13 protein-coding genes are annotated in these 19,560 nt (G+C 55.1%); 7 read left to right on the top strand and 6 right to left on the bottom strand.

The window, feature by feature from the left end:
• Nucleotides 1-240 precede the first annotated feature (240 nt).
• Entirely contained in the window at nucleotides 241-4,545 is a 4,305-nt protein-coding gene (locus tag IYV58_RS08655) for an autotransporter outer membrane beta-barrel domain-containing protein (protein ID WP_195729524.1), read from the top strand.
• A gap of 115 nt (nucleotides 4,546-4,660) precedes the next feature.
• Complete coding sequence (ybiO, locus tag IYV58_RS08650) at nucleotides 4,661-6,871, top strand: mechanosensitive channel protein (RefSeq protein ID WP_112165377.1); 2,211 nt, start codon at nucleotides 4,661-4,663, stop codon at nucleotides 6,869-6,871.
• Here ybiO and rlmF read toward each other — a convergent pair.
• Nucleotides 6,866-7,780, bottom strand: coding sequence for a 23S rRNA (adenine(1618)-N(6))-methyltransferase RlmF (gene rlmF, locus IYV58_RS08645; protein WP_170100685.1), 915 nt, complete (start codon nucleotides 7,778-7,780; stop codon nucleotides 6,866-6,868). The two genes, ybiO and rlmF, sit on opposite strands and share 6 nt — an antisense overlap.
• Nucleotides 7,781-7,875: 95 nt before the next feature.
• Here rlmF and IYV58_RS08640 point away from each other — a divergent pair, with 95 nt between their 5' ends.
• The 5 genes from IYV58_RS08640 (at nucleotide 7,876) to ybiJ (ending at nucleotide 12,673) form a co-directional block, all read left to right on the top strand.
• Nucleotides 7,876-8,490: a flavin reductase family protein gene (locus IYV58_RS08640; RefSeq protein ID WP_004130736.1), complete on the top strand. Its 615-nt coding sequence runs from the start codon at nucleotides 7,876-7,878 to the stop codon at nucleotides 8,488-8,490.
• 290 nt (nucleotides 8,491-8,780) lie between these two features.
• Nucleotides 8,781-11,069: a catecholate siderophore receptor Fiu gene (locus IYV58_RS08635; RefSeq protein ID WP_139529694.1), complete on the top strand. Its 2,289-nt coding sequence runs from the start codon at nucleotides 8,781-8,783 to the stop codon at nucleotides 11,067-11,069.
• A gap of 45 nt (nucleotides 11,070-11,114) precedes the next feature.
• Nucleotides 11,115-11,792, top strand: coding sequence for a PKHD-type hydroxylase YbiX (ybiX, locus tag IYV58_RS08630; RefSeq protein ID WP_004130733.1), 678 nt, complete (start codon nucleotides 11,115-11,117; stop codon nucleotides 11,790-11,792).
• Nucleotides 11,793-11,860: 68 nt separating this feature from the next.
• Nucleotides 11,861-12,127, top strand: coding sequence for a DksA/TraR family C4-type zinc finger protein (locus IYV58_RS08625; protein ID WP_004130731.1), 267 nt, complete (start codon nucleotides 11,861-11,863; stop codon nucleotides 12,125-12,127).
• A 285-nt stretch (nucleotides 12,128-12,412) separates the two neighbouring features.
• On the top strand, nucleotides 12,413-12,673 hold the full coding sequence (gene ybiJ / locus IYV58_RS08620) for a DUF1471 family protein YbiJ (RefSeq protein ID WP_004130722.1): 261 nt from the start codon (nucleotides 12,413-12,415) through the stop codon (nucleotides 12,671-12,673).
• A gap of 121 nt (nucleotides 12,674-12,794) precedes the next feature.
• Here the strand turns inward: ybiJ and ybiB are convergent, their stop codons facing one another.
• The 5 genes from ybiB to IYV58_RS08595 form a co-directional block, all read right to left on the bottom strand.
• Entirely contained in the window at nucleotides 12,795-13,763 is a 969-nt protein-coding gene (gene ybiB, locus IYV58_RS08615; protein ID WP_004130720.1) for a DNA-binding protein YbiB, read from the bottom strand.
• 42 nt (nucleotides 13,764-13,805) lie between these two features.
• A complete protein-coding gene (gene dinG, locus IYV58_RS08610; protein WP_087830020.1) occupies nucleotides 13,806-15,950 on the bottom strand; it encodes an ATP-dependent DNA helicase DinG in 2,145 nt (714 codons plus the stop codon).
• Between the two features lie 202 nt (nucleotides 15,951-16,152).
• Entirely contained in the window at nucleotides 16,153-17,502 is a 1,350-nt protein-coding gene (gene rhlE, locus IYV58_RS08605) for an ATP-dependent RNA helicase RhlE (RefSeq protein ID WP_004130715.1), read from the bottom strand.
• Nucleotides 17,503-17,719: 217 nt separating this feature from the next.
• Nucleotides 17,720-18,712, bottom strand: coding sequence for a transketolase family protein (locus tag IYV58_RS08600; protein ID WP_004130713.1), 993 nt, complete (start codon nucleotides 18,710-18,712; stop codon nucleotides 17,720-17,722).
• Nucleotides 18,712-19,557, bottom strand: coding sequence for a transketolase (locus tag IYV58_RS08595; RefSeq protein ID WP_004130711.1), 846 nt, complete (start codon nucleotides 19,555-19,557; stop codon nucleotides 18,712-18,714). The genes IYV58_RS08600 and IYV58_RS08595 overlap by 1 nt, the downstream gene beginning before the upstream one ends.
• Nucleotides 19,558-19,560: the final 3 nt, after the last annotated feature.

Raw genomic sequence — 19,560 nt, 5'->3', positions numbered from 1 at the left:
ATCTACACCGTGGATATATGAAGTGTGCTCTTCGCCAATAATTATCACTTTATAAACTTTTCGCTCCTGCATTCTCCACCGACTCCCCCCTCTTCAGTTCAGCATGACGCAAAAGCATTCATATTCTTTTTGTGATGAGCATCAAAAACAAAATCATTTCACAATAAAAAGTAAAAATATCATGCTTCTATAGCTAAACAGCTTTTCTTAGCCGCACCGTTTATTAGGGAATGATGAACTATGAACCGAAGCTTTAATATCGTCTGGAGCGCTACACGTAATATGTTTGTCGTCGCGCCGGAATTTGCCAGCAGTAATGGACGCCTTCTCAGCCATACCCGAATCAACGTTCTGGCGGCATCATTTTTATGCGTGTCTGGCGTCGCCCTGGCGGAAGACCGCACTTTTACAACTTATAATTCTGGTGAATATAAATTAAGCGGAACCTATCTTTCCAGCAACCACGATCCCAATAGCAGAGGAGCAACTGCAATCTCAGCATGGGGTTGGGGTAATGAGGAAATTGTTATCAGTGACGAGGGTGTCGTCACGATCAGGACCTCAGGTTCGCAAACTAATGGCATATACATTGACGGAGCCAATAGTAGCCTAACGCTTGATAATCAGGGTTGGTCAATACTCACCGCGGGCAATAGCTCATCGGCGGTGACCGCAGTTTCAGGAGCCCAGATATCCCTCAGCGGCGGTTCAATCGCTACCCAAGGTGAAAATTCGTTTGCAGTATCTACTTCTGATGTTAACAGCATAGCCACCCTCAATGATGTCACGATTACGACAGCAGGGGACCGGGCTGGCGGTCTGATTGCCTATGATGGTGGAAAAATTGCGCTGACGGACGGCAGTATCATCACTGAAGGATATTCAGCAACCAGCGTCCTTGCATCTTCATCAGAAAGCATCATTGACCTCGATAACGTATCTGTTTCATCGGCAGGTGACTGGAGTACTGCGCTATCAGCCAACAATGGCGCTCATGTTACAATGACAGGCGGTAGCGTAGCCACTGCAGGAATATATTCACATGGACTAACATCCTATAACAACAGTGTAGTTACGCTGAAAGACGTGACGATTTTAACCTCGGGTAACAATTCTGACGGCTTGTCAGCAAGCTTCAATGGCTCTATCAATACTACAGGTGGCAGTATTACAACCACAGGTGATTATGCTAATGGTATCTATTCTGGGGATGTGGATAGCCCAATCGACCTGAACAGCGTCACAATATCTACCTCGGGTGAGTGGTCTTATGGATTATTCTCACGTGGAAATATCGTCATGAGTGATAGCAGCATACAGACTAGCGGAAACTACTCTGATGGAGTCAGAAACAGCAGCAATATTCTTTTGCAACTCAGCAATGTCAATATATCAACTAAAGGTGATAACGCTTTGGGACTGTTTACCAACAGTGGTGATATTCACTTAGTAAACAGTAAAGTGACCACGTCTGGCGATCATGGCTATGGAATTGCGTTGGATAATGCGAATGTTTATCTGGATAATATTGACGTACTGACTCACGGTGAATTTGCTTATGGATTAGAAGCTGACAATACAAGCCAAACCACCATAAATAATTCTCATCTGGAAACCTCAGGTAACGAGGCTCATGCAACCTATGCATATTTTGCCAAAATATTACTTAATGATGTCGATATATTGACCTCAGGTTCTATTGCTGCCGGAATATACTCCCGGGAAGGCAGTCATATTACGGTAACGGGCGGAAGCATTAAAACCATTGGAAATAATGCTAACGGAATCGATGTTTACCATTCAGATGTTGAATTAAAACAGATATCGATAGAAACTCAGGGAAAATATGCCCATGGACTCAGAATCAGTGACAAAGGAACACTTACGGGTGATGATCTAAATGTGTTCAGTAATAGAGCATCTGGTGTATTACTGGACAAAAGCTGGAATTCGGCATCGGCATCATTAACGAATAGCCAGATAACTGGCGATAGCGCGGCCTATTATCTGGATTCGTCATATGCTTATTACGACGATGAGGTCAATTCGCTAAATATCACCGGCGGCAGCGTTGCCGCCACAGCAAAGGACGGAAGTGCATTTTATGTCAATGCAGGTGCCGCAGATATTACCGTGGATAATCTGCAAAACGTCAGTGCTGCAAATCTGCTGACGGTTAATGAGAACAACTGGAATAACGTTATATTCCGCGCCAAAAATGACAGTACCCTGAGCGGTGCTATTCAGGCCGGAAACAGCAATGTCACGGTCGACCTGGACAAAACCAGCCTCTGGAATGTTCACGGCGATTCCGCGATCGGTAATCTTACTAACGCTGGTGTCATTAATCTCAATACCGCTTCTGGTTCTCTTTATGCCGAGAAATTAATGCTCACCGACAGCAGCGTACTCAACATACAATTGAATCACGGCGTTGGTGAACCGGTTATTGTCACAAGCTACAGCAGCCTTAATGGGGCGTTGAATATTAGTGGCATCGGTAATATTAATAATTCTTTAATAACCACGCCATACACCTTTACGCTTATTAGCGCAGAAAATGAAATCAACGGAGACTTCAATAATTTCACCGTTGCCGGAATAGATGCGAAAGAAACCGACTTTTTAACCCTAGATGGACGAATTAATCCTGACAATAAAGCGCAATATGAGTTAGTCACTGCACTTTCCTGGTATGCAGATAAACACAATGCCGCAACCGATGCGCACGGAACCTTTACGCTAAGTGCAGCGAACGGCGAATTTACAGTACATAATCATCTCGATGATGTCACAAATACGCTGTCCTCAACCAATAGCAGCGGCTGGGATGGGAAATCACTGACTAAACTGGGCGACGGTACGTTGATTCTCTCCGCGGCCAATACCTACAGCGGTGATACTCACGTTAAAGAGGGCACCCTATGGCTGGAAAACAGCGGAATAATTGGCTCCGCTGGAAGTAAGCAAAAAATTAACATCGCATCAGCAGCTCGTTTCGGCGGTAGCGGCATTGTTAATGGTAACGTCTTTAATAGCGGCAATCTTGCCATGAGCAAAAGCGGAGAGGTTGGCAACAACCTGACCATCAATGGCGACTATACCGGCAATAACGGCAACCTCTTTTTCAATACCCGGTTAGGTGGCGATAACTCGTTAACCGATAAACTGACGATCTCCGGTGATTCAAACGGTAATTCTACCGTCTATATCACTAACGTGGATGGCAAGGGTGAATTGACGAATAAAGGTATTGAATTAATTGACATTTCAGGAAATTCAAACGGTGTCTTCACCCAGGGAAATCAGGTCCAAATTGGCTTGTATGAATACCGTTTGTACAAGGATACCGGAGACTGGTATCTACGCTCGCAATCAAACGCACCTGTAGATCCTAAACCTGATGACGGCAACAGCGGCAACGTCGACCCGGTTAAACCTGATGACGGCAACAACGGCAACGTCGACCCGGTTAAGCCTGATGACGGCAACAACGGCAACGTCGACCCGGTTAAGCCTGATGACGGCAATGACGGCAACGTCGACCCGGTTAAGCCTGATGAGGGTAACCATGGCGATACCACCCCATCAGGTTCGCATCAATATCGCGCTGATATAGGGGCATATCTTGGTAATCAGTGGATGGTACGCAACTTGCAAATGCAAACGCTTTACGATCGCGAAGGCAGTCAGCTTCGAACCGCTAATGGCAATATGTGGATGCGGTTTAAAGCTGGACGTGCCGATTCCCAGGCCGTTAGCGGCAACGTTGATATTAACAACAACTACTCTCAAATCCAGATAGGCGGGGACATACTCGCCTGGGATAACAGTGAACAAAGCCTGGTCACAGGCATTATGGGCAGCTATATCAATGCCGACACTGACAGTACCGGTAATCGAGGTATGGATGGCAGTCAACTGTCAGCCAGCGGCAACGTTTCCGGGTACAACGTAGGCATTTACTCGACCTGGTTTGCCGATTCCCAAACGCACCGAGGGCTATACATTGACAGCTGGTACCAGTACGGGATGTATAGTAACACAGTGAAAAACGGGGATATTGGCTCAACGGACTATGATTCCCACACCCATACGGCCTCGCTGGAAGCGGGATATCGATACGATGTTCCTCTGAAAGAGGGGCATCAGTTTAGCCTGACGCCACAGGCGCAAATCATCTGGCAGAATTATTCTGCTGATACCGTTGTCGACAAGGGAAGAACGCGTATTGATGGGCAAAGCAGCAGCAGCTGGGCCTCCCGCCTCGGTCTGCGCGTGGATGGCAAGCTATATAAAAATCGCACCTCTGTCATTCAACCCTTTGCGGAAGTCAACTGGTTGCATACCAACGATGATATCTCCGTTGCATTTAATCATACTGACGTTCAGATGGATTTACCGGCAAATCGCGCCGAACTCAAAGCGGGAATTGAGGTGAATCTCAATAATCAGTGGAGCGTAACAGGAATGGTGACGGGTCAGAAAGGCAGCAATCATTACGATGACCTTAACGGCAGCCTCAACGTCCGATACAGCTGGTAAAACATATCCCCCCGGCTCTCCCTTCGCGGGAGGGCCGCTTTCCAGAATCATCCCAACCTCGCTCAGCGGATCTCACCTTCTATACTTATTGGTTTGAGATGCAATGGAGGTGCCTGTGTCGCGGATTTTGTTACTGCTTGCCCTACTCTTCACTGCTCCGCTCTGGGCCGCGACGCTGCCCGGCGTTCCGGCAAGCACAGCGGACCAATCCAGCAGTAGTGAACCCGATCTGGCGCAGAAGAAAGCGGCCTACGGCGCGCTGGCCGACGTGCTTGAAAACGCCGATGCCCGTCAAGAGCTTATCGATCAGCTGCGGAAAGCCGCCGCCACGCCGCCGCCGGACAGCACACCGAAGCTGACGCCGCCGGAAATAAAAGACGAGACCACGGTACTGGAGAACGTCACCCAGATCAGCCGCGAATACGGTGAACAGCTCTCGTCACGTTTTTCCCAGCTGTGGCGCAACATCACCGGTTCTCCGCACAAAGCGTTTAATTCTCAAACCTTCACCAGCGCCGCCTGGCATTTCCTGCTGCTGGCGGGCCTGGTCTTTGCGTTCTGGTGGCTGGTACGCCTGGCGGCCCTGCCGTTATATCGCAAGATGGGTCACTGGGGACGGCATAAAAACCGCGACCGCAGCAACTGGCTTCAGCTACCTGCAACCATCGCCGGCGCGTTTATTTTCGACCTGCTTCTGCTGGCGCTCACCCTCTTCGTGGGCCAGCTTTTAAGCGATCGCCTGAACGGTAATAATCCCACTATCGCCTTCCAGCAAAGCCTGTTTCTCAACGCCTTCGCGCTGATTGAATTTTTCAAGGCCATTCTGCGGCTTATTTTCTGCCCGCGCATCCCGGAGCTACGGCCATTCAACCTCAGCGATGAAGCGGCGAAATACTGGAACCTGCGCCTCAGCGCGCTGAGCAGCCTGATTGGCTACGGGCTCATCGTCGCGGTGCCAATTATCTCCAACCAGGTCAACGTACAGTTTGGCGCGCTGGCCAACGTGATGATTATGCTGTGCATTACGCTCTGGGCGCTGTATCTGATATTTCACAATAAGAAATTGATTACCCAGGGACTCATCCATCTCGCCGACCGCTCGCTGGCCTTCTTTAGCCTGTTTATCCGCGCCTTTGCGCTGATCTGGCACTGGCTGGCCTGCGCCTATTTTATCGTGCTGTTTTTCTTCTCGCTGTTCGACCCCGGCAATAGCCTGAAATTTATGATGGGCGCGACGCTGCGAAGCCTGGCCATCATCGGCGCCGCCGCGCTGGTCTCCGGTATTCTGTCGCGCTGGATTGCGAAAACCATCACCCTGTCGCCGGAAACTCAGCGCAACTATCCTGAACTGCAAAAACGGCTTAACGGCTGGATCTCCGCCTCGCTGAAAGCTGCGCGGATATTAACGGTCTGCGTGGCGATTATGCTGCTGCTCAGCGCGTGGGGCCTGTTCGATTTTTGGCAGTGGATGCATAACGGCAGCGGGCAAAAAGCGGTGGATGTGCTGATTCGTATCGCGCTGATCCTCTTCTTCTCGGCGATTGGCTGGACGCTGCTCGCCAGCCTGATTGAGAACCGGCTGGCATCGGATATTCACGGCCGCCCGCTACCCAGCGCCCGCGCCCGAACGCTGTTGACGCTGTTTCGCAACGCGCTGGCGGTGGTCATTAGCACCATTACTATCATGATCCTGCTTTCGGAAGTGGGCGTGAATATTGCCCCGCTGCTGGCCGGCGCAGGCGCGCTGGGCCTGGCGATTTCGTTCGGCGCGCAAACCCTGGTCAAAGACATTATTACCGGGATTTTTATCCAGTTTGAGAACGGCATGAACACCGGCGACCTCGTGACGATTGGGCCGTTAACCGGAACGGTGGAGCGCATGTCGATTCGTTCCGTCGGCGTACGCCAGGATACCGGCGCCTATCATATTATTCCATGGTCTTCGATAACCACCTTCGCCAACTTCGTGCGCGGTATCGGCTCGGTGGTGGCCAACTATGATGTTGACCGGCAAGAAGATCTGGATAAGGCCAACCAGGCGCTGAAAGACGCGGTCGCGGAAGTGATGGCGCAGGAAGAAATCCGCGGGCTGATCATTGGCGAGCCCTCTTTCGCCGGGCTGGTGGGCTTAAGCAACACCGCTTTCACCCTTCGCGTTACCTTTACTACTCTGCCGCTGAAGCAGTGGACGGTCCGTTTCGCCCTTGATACTCAGGTAAAACGACACTTTGACCTCGCGGGCGTGCGGGCGCCGGTACAAACTTACCAGGTCCTGCCGATGCCAGCGCCGGTGGGACCGCCGGCTCCCACCGAGCCGACGTTATAAAGGCCGACGGCGTTTGGCTTCGTCCATAAAGGTCCAGGCGATAAAGCGGCTCTGCTTATTCCCCTGGGCCATCTCTTTTTTCACCACTTTCACCGCACCGACGTCGGTCAGCGCACGGTAGAGCGGCGGCAGATTGTCGCCGCGAGAAACCAGCGAGGTAAACCATTTCACCTGACGGCCAAACTGCTGGCTTTCCTTAATCATCTGCGTAATAAAAGCGACCTCGCCCCCTTCGCACCACAGCTCCTGCTGCTGGCCGCCAAAGTTCAGCACGCTCTCCTCGCCCAGCCCCAGGTTGCGACGTTTACGCTCACCGCCCGCCTGCGCGCTGGCGGCAGAATCATGGAACGGCGGGTTACACAGGGTCGCGTCGTAGGTCTCATTTTTATGAATAATGCCGCTCAGAATCGCTTTGGCGTCTTTTTGACGGCGCAGACGGATCTGGCGAGCGAGGCCTGGGTTACCGTTGACGATAGCCTGGGCGCTGGCGAACGCCTCGGCGTTCACTTCGCTGCCGGTGAAGCGCCAGCCGTACTCGTGCACGCCGATGAGCGGATAGATGCAGTTTGCGCCAACGCCAATATCGAGAATGCTGGCGTTGGCCGGGATGGTCCCGCTATCCAGCGCCAGCAGATCGGCGAGATGATGGATGTAATCCGCTCTGCCCGGCACTGGCGGGCAGAGAAAGCCATCTGGTATATCCCAGTGTTTCACCGCGTAGAAGTGCACCAGCAGCGCTTTATTCAGCGCCTTCACCGCCAGCGGATTGGCGAAGTCGATGGTCTGCTCACCCACCGGGTTAAGGGTGATAAAGCCCTGTAGCTCAGGGTGGGCCTGGCACAGCGCGGGCAGGTCGTAGCGTTGTTGGTGACGGTTACGCGGGTGTAACCCCGGTTTCTGGGCTTTCATGGCAATCTCCTTTGAACAGCCGCGTAAGATACCCGTTGACGGCGGCGCGGTAAATAAGTGAGTCTGGATATCTCTTTTTTTGTCACGGGTGTCGTATGTACTTCTACCAACCTTCGCACGGACACGGGCTGCCTCACGACCCGCTGAACGCTATTATCGGGCCGCGGCCCATCGGCTGGATAGCTTCCGTTGATAACAGCGGCCAGCGTAACCTCGCCCCCTACAGTTTTTTCAACTGCTTTAACTATCGGCCGCCCATTATTGGTTTTGCCAGCAGCGGCTGGAAAGATAGCGTGCAGAATATTGTTGAGACAAAAGAGTTCGTCTGGAATCTGGCCACCCGCCCTCTGGCGGTCGCGATGAACGAAACCTCCGCCACCCTCCCCCATAACGAAGATGAATTCATCCGCGCCGGGCTGACTGCCGCTCCCAGCCGCATCGTCAGCGCGCCGCGGGTCGCCGAAAGCCCGGTAAACTTCGAGTGTCGTCTCTCGCAATGCATCCAGTTAAACACCGCCGAAGGGCAAGCGGTTGACACCTGGCTGGTGCTGGGCGAAGTGGTGGCGGTGCACATCGATGAATCGCTGTTGGATGACGGAATTTACCAGACCGCCAAAGCCCAGCCGATCCTGCGCGCCGGAGGACCAAGCGCCTATTACGGCATCGACGAAAGCCTGCGTTTTGATCTTATTCGTCCGGACGCCCGCTAAGCCTACTTCCCGGCCGGCAATCTCTCCGTTGCCCATGCCGGGCTGCTGATTTCCGTTTCCCCGCTTTAAGCTCCCCCGTACGCTTTATGTAGAAAAATTGCAGTCAATGTAAATAAATGTATTTATTTTTTTATAAATGAGTGATAAAAATTCGTTCGTTTTTGATAATGATTATCACAATCATTATCAAAATCATTGCTTTTGTAAAAAACACCTGCAGTGGTCGGGGCGAAGCAACGCTTCGTCTGCGGTCGTTATGGCCTAATTAAAACGATAAGTCACTTATTGAAATGGAAAAAAATAACAATTTGCCGTTCAGCAGTTTTAACTCGCTCACTCTCTTCACTGGCTTATGTCTGAGTCTTTCTCCGACCGGCCAGCTACTTGCAGCGGATAGCACTGAAAATAATAGTGGAGAAACGCTGGTGGTCGAAGCGCAGACGCCATCGCTTTACGCGCCGACCCGCTCCGCCGATCCAAAATTTTCTCGGCCGATCGCCGACACCACGCGAACGGTTACCGTGGTTTCAGAGCAGGTGATGAAGGATCAGGGGGTCACTAACCTCACCGACGCGCTGAAAAACGTTCCCGGCGTCGGCGCTTTCTTTGCTGGTGAAAACGGCAACTCGACCACCGGCGACGCCATTTACATGCGCGGTGCGGACACCTCCAACAGCATTTACGTCGACGGTATCCGCGATATTGGCAGCGTCAGCCGCGATACGTTTAATACCGAACAGGTCGAAGTCATCAAGGGACCTTCAGGCTCCGACTATGGGCGCAGCGCGCCGACCGGCTCGATCAATATGATCAGCAAACAGCCGCGCCTCGATTCCGGTATCGACGCCTCCGCCAGCGCTGGCAGCGCCTGGTTCCGACGCGGCACGCTGGATATTAACCAGGCCATTGGCGAAACCAGTGCGGTGCGTCTGAATCTGATGGGCGAGAAAACCCACGACGCGGGCCGGGACAAGGTGAAAAACGAGCGTTACGGCGTCGCGCCATCAGCGGCATTTGGTCTCGGCACCGAGAACCGCCTTTACCTTAACTATCTGCACGTGACCCAGCACAACACCCCCGACGGCGGCATCCCTACCATCGGGCTGCCGGGCTATTCTGCTCCCAACGCCGGCACCTCGGCGCTGAATCACTCCGGCAAGGTCGCCACCAGCAACTTCTACGGCACCGACTCCGACTACGATGATTCCACGACCGATACTGTGACGATGCGTTTCGAGCACGACCTGAGCGACACGACGACGATCCGCAATACCACCCGCTGGTCTCGCGTGAAGCAAGATTATCTGATGACCGCGGTGATGGGCGGAGCGTCAAACATTACCCAGCCAAACCCCAACGATGTGGGCACCTGGACCTGGTCGCGCCTGGCGAATACCAAAGACACCAGCAACAAGATCCTGACCAACCAGACTAACCTGACATCGAAGTTCTACACCGGCGCTATCGGACATGACGTCAGCACCGGCGTGGAGTTCACCCGTGAAACCCAGACCAACTACGGGGTATATCCGCTCACGCCTCCGGCGGTGAATATTTACCATCCGAACAGCGACATCTCCATCGGCGGCCTGAACCGCAGCGGCGCCAACGCCAACGGACAAACGGATACCTTCGGCATCTATGCTTTCGATACCCTGCAAATTTCCCAGGACTTCGAACTTAACGGCGGGATCCGTCTGGACAATTACCAGACCAAATATGATAGCGCCAGCCTGTGCGGCGGTACCGGACGCGGTGCCATCGCCTGCCCGGCCGGGGTCGCGAAAAATACTCCCGTCACCACCGTCGATACCTCAACCAGCGGTAATCTGGTGAACTGGAAGGCCGGCGCGCTGTACCACCTGACCGATAACGGCAACCTCTACGTCAACTACGCCGTTTCCCAGCAGCCGCCGGGAGGCAGCAACTTTACCCTCGCGCAAAGCGGCACCGGCAGCAGCGCCAACCGAACCGACTTTAAACCGCAGAAGGCCAAAACCAGCGAGCTCGGCACCAAGTGGGAGCTGATGGATAAACACCTGCTGCTGACCGCCGCCCTCTTTCGCACCGATATTGAAAACGAAGTCGAGCAGAACGATGACGGCAGCTATTCGCAGTACGGTAAGAAGCGCGTTGAAGGCTATGAGATTTCGCTGGCCGGTAACATCACCCCTGACTGGCAGGTAATTGGCGGCTATACCCAACAGCATGCCAGCGTTCGTGAAGGCGCGAACACCGCCCAGGATGGCACCAGCGCGCTGCCGTATACGCCAGAGCACGCGTTTACCCTCTGGAGCCAGTACCAGGCCACCGATGCGATCGCCGTCGGCGCCGGCGCACGATACGTCGGCAGCATGCATCGCGGCAGCGACGGTGCGGTCGGCACGCCTTCCTATACCGAAGGCTACTGGGTGGCCGATGCTAAAGTCGGTTACCGCATTAACCGTAATTTCGACCTGCAGCTGAACGTCTATAACCTGTTTGATACCGACTACGTCGCCTCGATTAACAAGAGCGGCTACCGTTATCACCCGGGCGAGCCGCGGACCTTCCTGCTCACCGCCAATATGCATTTCTGATCACCGGCGGGGCGGCAACGCCCCGTTTTCTCAGGAGATAAAACGATGATGTACCATATTCCCGCCGTTCTCACCCCTCAGGAAGTGGACGATTTTACCGCTCAGCTTCAGCAGGCGGAATGGGTTGACGGGCGCGTGACGACCGGCGACCAGGGCGCTCAGGTCAAAAATAATCAGCAGGTGGACACCCGCAGCAACCTCTACGCCAAGCTTCAGGGCAACGTGCTGGCGGCGCTAAACCGCAGTTCGCTTTTTTTTGCCGCCGCGCTGCCGAAGGCCATTTCCAGCCCGCTGTTCAACCGCTACCAGCAGAGCGAAACTTATGGTTTCCACGTCGACGGCGCGGTGCGCAGCCTGGCGCAGGGCGGCTGGATGCGCACCGATCTTTCCGCCACCCTCTTTTTAAGCGCTCCGGAAAGTTACGCAGGCGGTGAGCTGGTCGTCAACGATACCTACGGGCAGCACGCGGTTAAGCTCCCGGCCGGGGACCTTGTGCTCTATCCTTCGAGCAGCCTGCACTGCGTCACCCCGGTGACCTCAGGCATCCGCGTCGCCTCGTTCTTATGGATTCAGTCAATGATCCGTGACGATAAACGCCGCAGTATGCTGTTTGAACTGGATGGCAATATTCAGAAATTAAAAAGCCGCCACGGCGAAAGCGACGAAGTGCTATCTCTGCTTAATCTGTACCATAACCTGCTGCGCGAATGGTCAGAGATCTGAACCTTGCCTGCTCATTTTTTACCCCCATATTCTCTATACTAAAGAGAGACGAGATAGCGAGGTGAACTATGGCATCAGGTTGGGCAAATGATGACGCGGTGCAGGAACAGATCGACAGCACCATCAACGACGCGATAGCCCGGGCGCGAAATGAGCTGTCATCGGGGGAAAGCAACAAATTTTGTGAAGAATGCGGAGAGCCGATTCCTGAGGCGCGCCGACGAGCGGTGGCGGGAGTCAAATACTGCGTTAAATGCCAACAGGAGAAAGATTTACATAACAATACATTTTCGGGATATAATCGCAGAGGATCCAAAGACAGCCAGCTTCGCTGACCGATGTTTACCGTTCATTACCGCATATCGCATTAACTTTTCGCGCACGTTTTTTGGCAAACGGAGTGGCAAAATGTGCCCTTCCAGCCTGCTGGACGCCGCCGCAACCTGTTTCGCCGCCAGCGGCTTAAATAATTTATTAATATTCAATAAATTAATAATCATTCAAAAAATTAGATAGAGATTGTTAATTTCCTTCGATTTTATCTCCCGCTAAAAACCGTGATACTTATCACATCGACGGAACATCGTCCCCTATACAGAACAACCTGCGAGAGATTAATTATGAAAAACATCAAATACGCTGCTGCCGCTATCGCCCTTTCCGCTCTGTCTTTCGGCGCGTTCGCCGCTCAGCCGGTAACATCGGCTCAGGCAGAGAGCATGAACAAAATCGGTGTGGTTTCTGCTGAAGGCGCGACGACGCTGGATGGACTGGAAGCCAAACTGGCTGAAAAAGCAGAGGCCGCTGGCGCGACCGGCTATAGCATTACCTCCGCTAACAGCAACAACAAACTGAGCGGTACCGCGGTTATCTATAAATAATCGCCAGATTTCCTGTAGCAACACTCTGTAATGCCACTGTTTTAACCCTGTAAGATCCTTTAATACCCTTGCCTTGCCCGTCCACGCCACTGGACGGGCTTTTTTTTGCCTGCCGATACGGTTACCAGCTCTCAGCCACCTTCGCCAGCCCTTGCTCCAGAGAGGAAACGACGCCGGTCGCCACCAGACAGCAGGCCAGCTGAATTTTCAGCGATTGCGGCAACGGCTCGCTCCCTACAGAACAGCGCTCGATCCAGCGCGCGGTCACTTCGGGATCTTTTGACGCCGGCAAGACGAGCGCCTGCTCCGCTGCGCCATCCTGACGTTCGTTAACCACCCGCGTACCGGCCGCGTCAATCAGGCTGATCTGCGGACAGCGCTGCGGATTGGCGTAAACTTCGCCTTCGGTTCCGTGCATCAGCAGCGCCCGGCCGCCGATCCCGGCAAAGAATTTCGCCACCCTGCCAACGTATTCAGGATGCGAAACGCTCGACAGGCGCAGCGCCGCATCTTCAGCAAACGGCGTCGCCAGCTTGGCCAGCGTGTGGGCGCTGTTACGCACCCCCATGCGCCAGCGCATCGCCAGCTGTTTTTCCAGCGGCGGACAAAATGCGCCGACCGGCACGTAAACCGGCTGGTGGCTGTCTAACCGCGCCTGGGCCTGGCCTGCCTGAAGCGTCGCCGGGATCCCCATCAGTTCAAAAATCGTTTCCGTCAGCACGCGGGTGGGATCGTGGCTTACGCCGTGAACAATCACCGGGAAGCCAAGCTTATGCAGAAGCACGGCGAGCAGAGGCGTCAGGTTGGCCTGCTTGCGCGCGCCGTTGTAGCTGGGGATCACTATCGGCATCGGTTTAGCGACCGGCGGCGTCAGCTTCATCGTATGATTCTGCATCGCTTCATAGAAGCCCTTCATCTCCGCTTCACCTTCTCCCTTAATGCGCAGGGCAATGAGAATGCCGCCGAGCTCGAGCTCAGGCACCTCGCCGTTAAGCATTCGCGAGTAGAGCGCGCGCGCCGTCTCCACGTCAAGGTCGCGGGCGTGGTTTTTGCCGCGCCCGACTTCTTTAATGATTTTGCTGTAGTCCATTGCAGGCTCCTCTGAGCTTCTCACATCGTCGACACTGCACCGCTAACGCCGTTTGCGACGCGTCTGTTTTGTTTTAGTTTTTACTATAACCTCAGGGACGGCTGGCTGCTCTATCGGAAATACGGGTAATGCATTCAATAAGCGCTTACCGTAGTTTTTGGTCAACAGGCGTTTGTCATAAATCACCACCTCTCCCCAGCAGCTATGGCTACGGATCAGGCGGCCAACCTGCTGAATCAGGTTGAATGACGCGCTGGGCAGGCTCTGAACTTCGAACGGGTAGCGGTTGAGGCTTTTGAGCCATTCGCCTTCTGTAATCACCACCGGGCTGTCTATCGGCGGGAAAGCAATCTTATGAATATGCACCTGACTTAACAGCTCGCCTTTTAAATCCAGCCCTTCCGCGAAGGATTGCAGCCCAACCAGTACGCTGCGCTCGCCGCCTTCTACGCGTTTGCGATGCAGCTCGACCAGCCGGTAGCGAGGCTTATCGCCCTGAACCAGCAGCAGCAGGCGCAGATCGGTAACGTGTTCGAGAAAGCGCTGCATCGCTCTTCCGCTGGCGAATAGCACCAGCATGCCGAGGTGCTTTTTGCTCTCGACCTGCTCCCGAAAATAGGCGGCCATCTCGGCAATATGCTGCTCTTCGTTATCGATAAGCGGTTCATAATGCATCTGCGGAATGACGATTTTGCCCTGTTCGACGTGGTTGAAGGGCGAGTCCAGGGCCACAAAGCGATCTCCCGCCTTCTCTTTCAGCCCGCTCATCTCCTGCAGACGCGAAAAACTATTCAGCGAACGCAGCGTCGCAGAGGTGACGACGATATGCGGAACGCTGCGCCACAGCAGCCTCTCCAGCTGATCGCTGACGCGGATCCCCACGCAGTGGAACCAGATATGCAACTGGCCGTCCCGCAGGTCGCGGGTAACCCATTTGGTCACCGGCGCGCCGGAGGACTGCGCCAGCGATGCCAGCCGCCAGAGTTTACTTTGGCTTTCAAACATCCCCAGCGCGCGGTTCATCTGCAGCAGAACCCGGTGCAAACGTACCACATCGTGACTGCCGGTTTTTTCGCCCAGATCGTTAAGGAACAGCTCCGCCAGACCGCGCAGCGTCTCGGTAAGCTTCGCCAGCCGCTGGCAGATTTCCATCACTTCCGCCGGTAGCTCTCCCATCGGGAAGCGGTGCTCCGCCTCCTGCCCGGCCGGCATGTACAGATTGAGGATGTTATTCAGGGAGGCGATGAGTTCGTAGAGCTCCTCGCAATGCCCATTCAGGCGCTCGGGATTGGCCAGCGGCGGCGTTGTTTTAGGGCGAAACTGCTCCATGCAGGTCGCGACCAGCTTCGTAAAAAGATCCAGTTGCAGGCGGTACCACGGGGCGGTAATTTCCGCGCTCATTTCCAGCGCATCGCGGGCCACCTCCGGAAGATGGTGACCTTCATCCAGCACCAGCAGCAGATGCTTAGGTTCCGGCAGCACCGCTTCGCTCTCCATGGCCGCCATCACCAGCGCATGGTTAGCCACCACCACTTCCGCTTCCTGGATTTCCCGGCGGGCGACGAAGAAGGGGCATTCGCGGTAGTAGTGGCAGTTACGGTTCAGGCAGCTGGCTTTGTCGGTGCTCAGGCGGCTCCATAATGAATCATCAACGTTTTTATCGGTATGATCGCGCAGGCCGTCCCATTTGTAGCTATCGAGATCCGCTTTCAGCGTCGCGCACAGCTTCTGCTCCGCCTGGTTGTTGGGCGTGAGTTCGTCATCAAGAAAGGCCAGTAAATCCTGCTGCGTGGGCTCGGTGCTGGCAAGGGCGGCCAGGTTACGCGGGCAGACGTAGCGCCCGCGACCAAAGGCGGCGGTAAAGCGCAGGTCGGGAATGATTTTGCGCAGCAATGGTAGGTCTTTGCTGTAGATTTGGTCCTGCAGAGCAACGTTGGCGGTACTGACCACCAGCGTTTTTTGTTCTTCTCGGGCAATGGCGATACCGGGAATCAGATATGACAAGGTTTTGCCGACGCCGGTCGGAGCTTCTATCGCCAGATGCCGCCCCTCTTCCCCGGCAAGCGTCTTCGCCACATCGGCGATCATCTGCCGCTGCGGAGGACGGGGAATAAAGTCAGGAATTTGTTCCTGAAGCGCCTTATACCAGGCGGCGATTTGCGCTTTCAGCGCTGCGGTCAAAGCCATGAGAAAACCTGAATACTGTATAAACAGCCACTATTGTGCCATTTTTTAGCCATCGGGAGGAATGTCTTTCTGAGCAAACTGGAATCTCGCTCGAGGTTCAACGTGAGCGAAGAGCATGCCGGGCAAGGAGCCTTACCCGGATAACCCATCCGGGGCATGGCCGCGCGTTCGCGGCTATGCCCGCAGGAATGACGGGATAGGGTTACTCAGCCGCCGCGGGTTTGCGCGGGCGACGACGGCGAGGAGGTTTACCGTCCTGAGTTCGCGCTTTAGGCGCTTCGCCATCGGTACGACGCGGGGCGGACTGCTGACCGCGACCTTGTCCCTGGCCGCCGCGGCCCTGGCTTTGGCCACCACGGCCGCCGCCGCGCTGCTGCTGACGACCGTTCTGAATCGGCTCGGCTTTGATCGACGGATCCGGCTCATAGCCCGCAAGGGCGATACGCGGGATCTCTTTTTTCAGCAAGCGTTCGATATCATGCAGCAGTTTATGTTCATCTACGCAGACCAGCGACAGCGCTTCGCCCGTTGCCGCGGCGCGACCGGTACGACCAATACGGTGCACATAGTCTTCCGGTACGTTTGGCAGCTCGTAGTTCACCACGTGCGGAAGCTCTTCAATGTCCAGACCGCGCGCGGCGATATCGGTCGCCACCAGCACGCGAATGCCACCGGATTTAAAGTCAGCCAACGCGCGGGTACGCGCGCCCTGACTCTTGTTGCCATGAATGGCGGCGCTGCGGATGCCGTCTTTATTAAGCTGCTCCGCCAGATGGTTAGCGCCGTGCTTGGTGCGAGTAAAGACCAGCACCTGCTGCCAGTTGCCTTCACCGATCATCTGCGACAGCAGCTCGCGCTTGCGCTTTTTGTCGACAAAATGCACCAGTTGGCTCACCTGTTCAGAAGCAGTGTTGCGGCGGGCGACTTCAATTTCCAGCGGATTATGCAACAGCTTTTCCGCCAGCGATTTAATCTCGTCGGAGAAGGTTGCGGAGAACAGCAGGTTCTGGCGCTTCGCCGGCAGCTTCGCCAGTACCCGGCGAATATCGTGAATAAAGCCCATATCCAACATACGGTCGGCTTCATCCAGCACCAGCACTTCAACTTTGTCCAGGCTCACGGCGTTCTGATGTTCAAGATCCAGCAGGCGGCCGGGCGTTGCCACCAGGATATCGACGCCGCTGCGCAGCTTCATCATCTGCGGGTTAATGCTCACGCCGCCGAACACCACCAGCGAACGAACATTAAGGTATTTGCTGTAATCCCGCACGTTTTCGCCAATCTGCGCCGCCAGCTCGCGCGTGGGGGTCAGGATCAGCGCGCGTACCGGACGACGGCCTTTAGCGTGCGGTTCTTTCTGGACCAGGTGCTGAAGCAGAGGCAGCGTAAATCCCGCCGTTTTACCAGTACCGGTCTGGGCGCTGGCCATCAAATCGCGACCCTGTAATACCGCCGGGATGGCCTGCTGCTGAATAGGGGTTGGCTCAACGTAGCCCTGCTCAGCGACGGCGCGCAGGATTTCAGGATTCAGGCCAAGGGAATCAAAAGACATAACAACTCCGAACCGCCCCGGCCCTTCACAGGCGTAGTTTTCAGGGAGATTATTGCGAAAGAGATGGCAAAAACCACAATGCCATGAAGCTGCGCAGTCTAGCAGATTTTGTGATGAACCGCATAAAATCTGCCGAAAAGAATCCTCTGGCTAACAAACCACTGCTCCCCGTCCTGGCGATAACGAGCGCCGCCGCATAACGCGGCGGCGAAAACCACTAACGCAGGCGATACTTAATTTTTTCGACCATCTTCGCGGTGGAAATGCCGTAGCGGTCGTGCAGCGTCGGAAGCGCTCCGGCCAGCAGGAATTCGTCGGGCAAACCGACGGTATCCAGTTCGCAGCGTACGCCTTTGCGCATCAGCAACGCGGCAACCGCCTCCCCTAACCCGCCAACCGACGTGTGGTTTTCCGCGGTCACCACCAGACGACCGGGCTTCGACGCCTGCGTAACGATCGCTTTTTCATCGAGCGGTTTGATGGTGGGTACGTGCAGCACCGCAGCGCTGATATTATCGGCCCGCAGTTGTTCAACCGCCTCCAGGGCGCGCATGGTCATCAGCCCGGAAGAGATAATCAGCACATCGTTACCGTCCTCCAGCAGCTTCGCCTTGCCCAGCTCAAACTGATAATCATATTTATCGAGCACCAGCGGCACCTTACCGCGCAATAGACGCATATACACCGGACCGCTGTGGTCGGCAATCGCCGGTACCGCCTGCTCTATCTCCAGCGCATCGCAGGGATCGACGATGACCATGCCGGGGATGCCTCGCATAATCGCCAGATCTTCCGTTGCCTGATGGCTCGGCCCGTAGCCGGTGGTCAGGCCCGGCAGCGCCGCGCAGATCTTCACGTTCAGATGCTCTTCGGCGATAACCTGATGGATAAAATCATAGGCGCGGCGGGTGGCAAAAGCGGCATAGGTGGTGGCGAAGGGAATAAATCCCTCCTTCGCCATTCCTCCGGCGGCCGCCATCAGCAGCTGCTCCGCCATCCCCATCTGGAAGAAGCGATCCGGGAAGGCCTGGGCGAAGATATGCAGATCGGTATACTTTGACAGATCCGCGGTCATCCCGACGATTTCCGGGCGCTGCGCCGCCAGCTTCGATAGCGCGACGCCAAACGGGGCGGAAACGGTCGCCTGGCCTTCATCAGCAATAGAGGCGATCATCGCTGACGTCTTTAAACGTGGTTTACTCTGGCTCATTACAGCACTCCTTCCGGTTTGTTGGCGTCCAGCACCGCAATCGCCTTTTGCCATTCGTCGGCATCGACGCGGATAAAATGGTTCTTATCGCGGGTTTCCAGGAACGGCACCCCTTTGCCCATCAGCGTGTCGCATAAAATCACCCGCGGCTGGTTGCCCGCATGATTTTTCGCGTTGTCGAAGGCGGTAATCACCGCCGCCAGATCGTTGCCGTCCACGCGCTGCACGTACCAGCCGAAGGCGGACCATTTTTCATGCAGCGGCTCAAAGCCGAGGATTTTGCGCGAATCGCCGTCCGCCTGCTGTTTGTTCACATCAACGATGTTTATCAGGTTCGTCAGGCCGTAGTGGGCCGCCGACATCGCTGCTTCCCAGGTCGACCCTTCGTCCAGCTCGCCATCCGACATGGAGTTATAAACCCAGGATGCGCTGCGCTTCTGCCGCAGGCCGAGCGCCATCCCGACGGCAATGGAGAGCCCCTGCCCCAGCGAGCCGCCGGACATCTCCATTCCAGGCGTATAGGTCGCCATACCCGACATAGGCAGGCGGCTGTCGTCGGAACCGTAGGTCTCCAGCTCCTCTTGCGGGATAATTCCCGCTTCCAGTAGCGCCGCATAATAGGCGATGGCGTAATGGCCGTGCGAGAGCAGGAAGCGGTCGCGCCCTTCCCACTCCGGTTCTTCCGGGCGGTAGCGCATCGCGTGGCTGAACGCAGTGGCCAGCACATCCGCATAGCCTAACGCCTGGCCGATGTAGCCCTGTCCCTGAACCTCGCCCATTTGCAGGGCATAGCGGCGGATACGCCACGCCGCCGCGGCAACTTTTTGTAATTCTGTGATTTTCATCTG

It is taken from the genome of Klebsiella sp. BDA134-6 (assembly GCF_015601345.1).
In the GTDB taxonomy this organism is placed as follows: domain Bacteria; phylum Pseudomonadota; class Gammaproteobacteria; order Enterobacterales; family Enterobacteriaceae; genus Klebsiella; species Klebsiella grimontii.
This window is presented reverse-complemented; position numbering and strand designations above follow the sequence as displayed.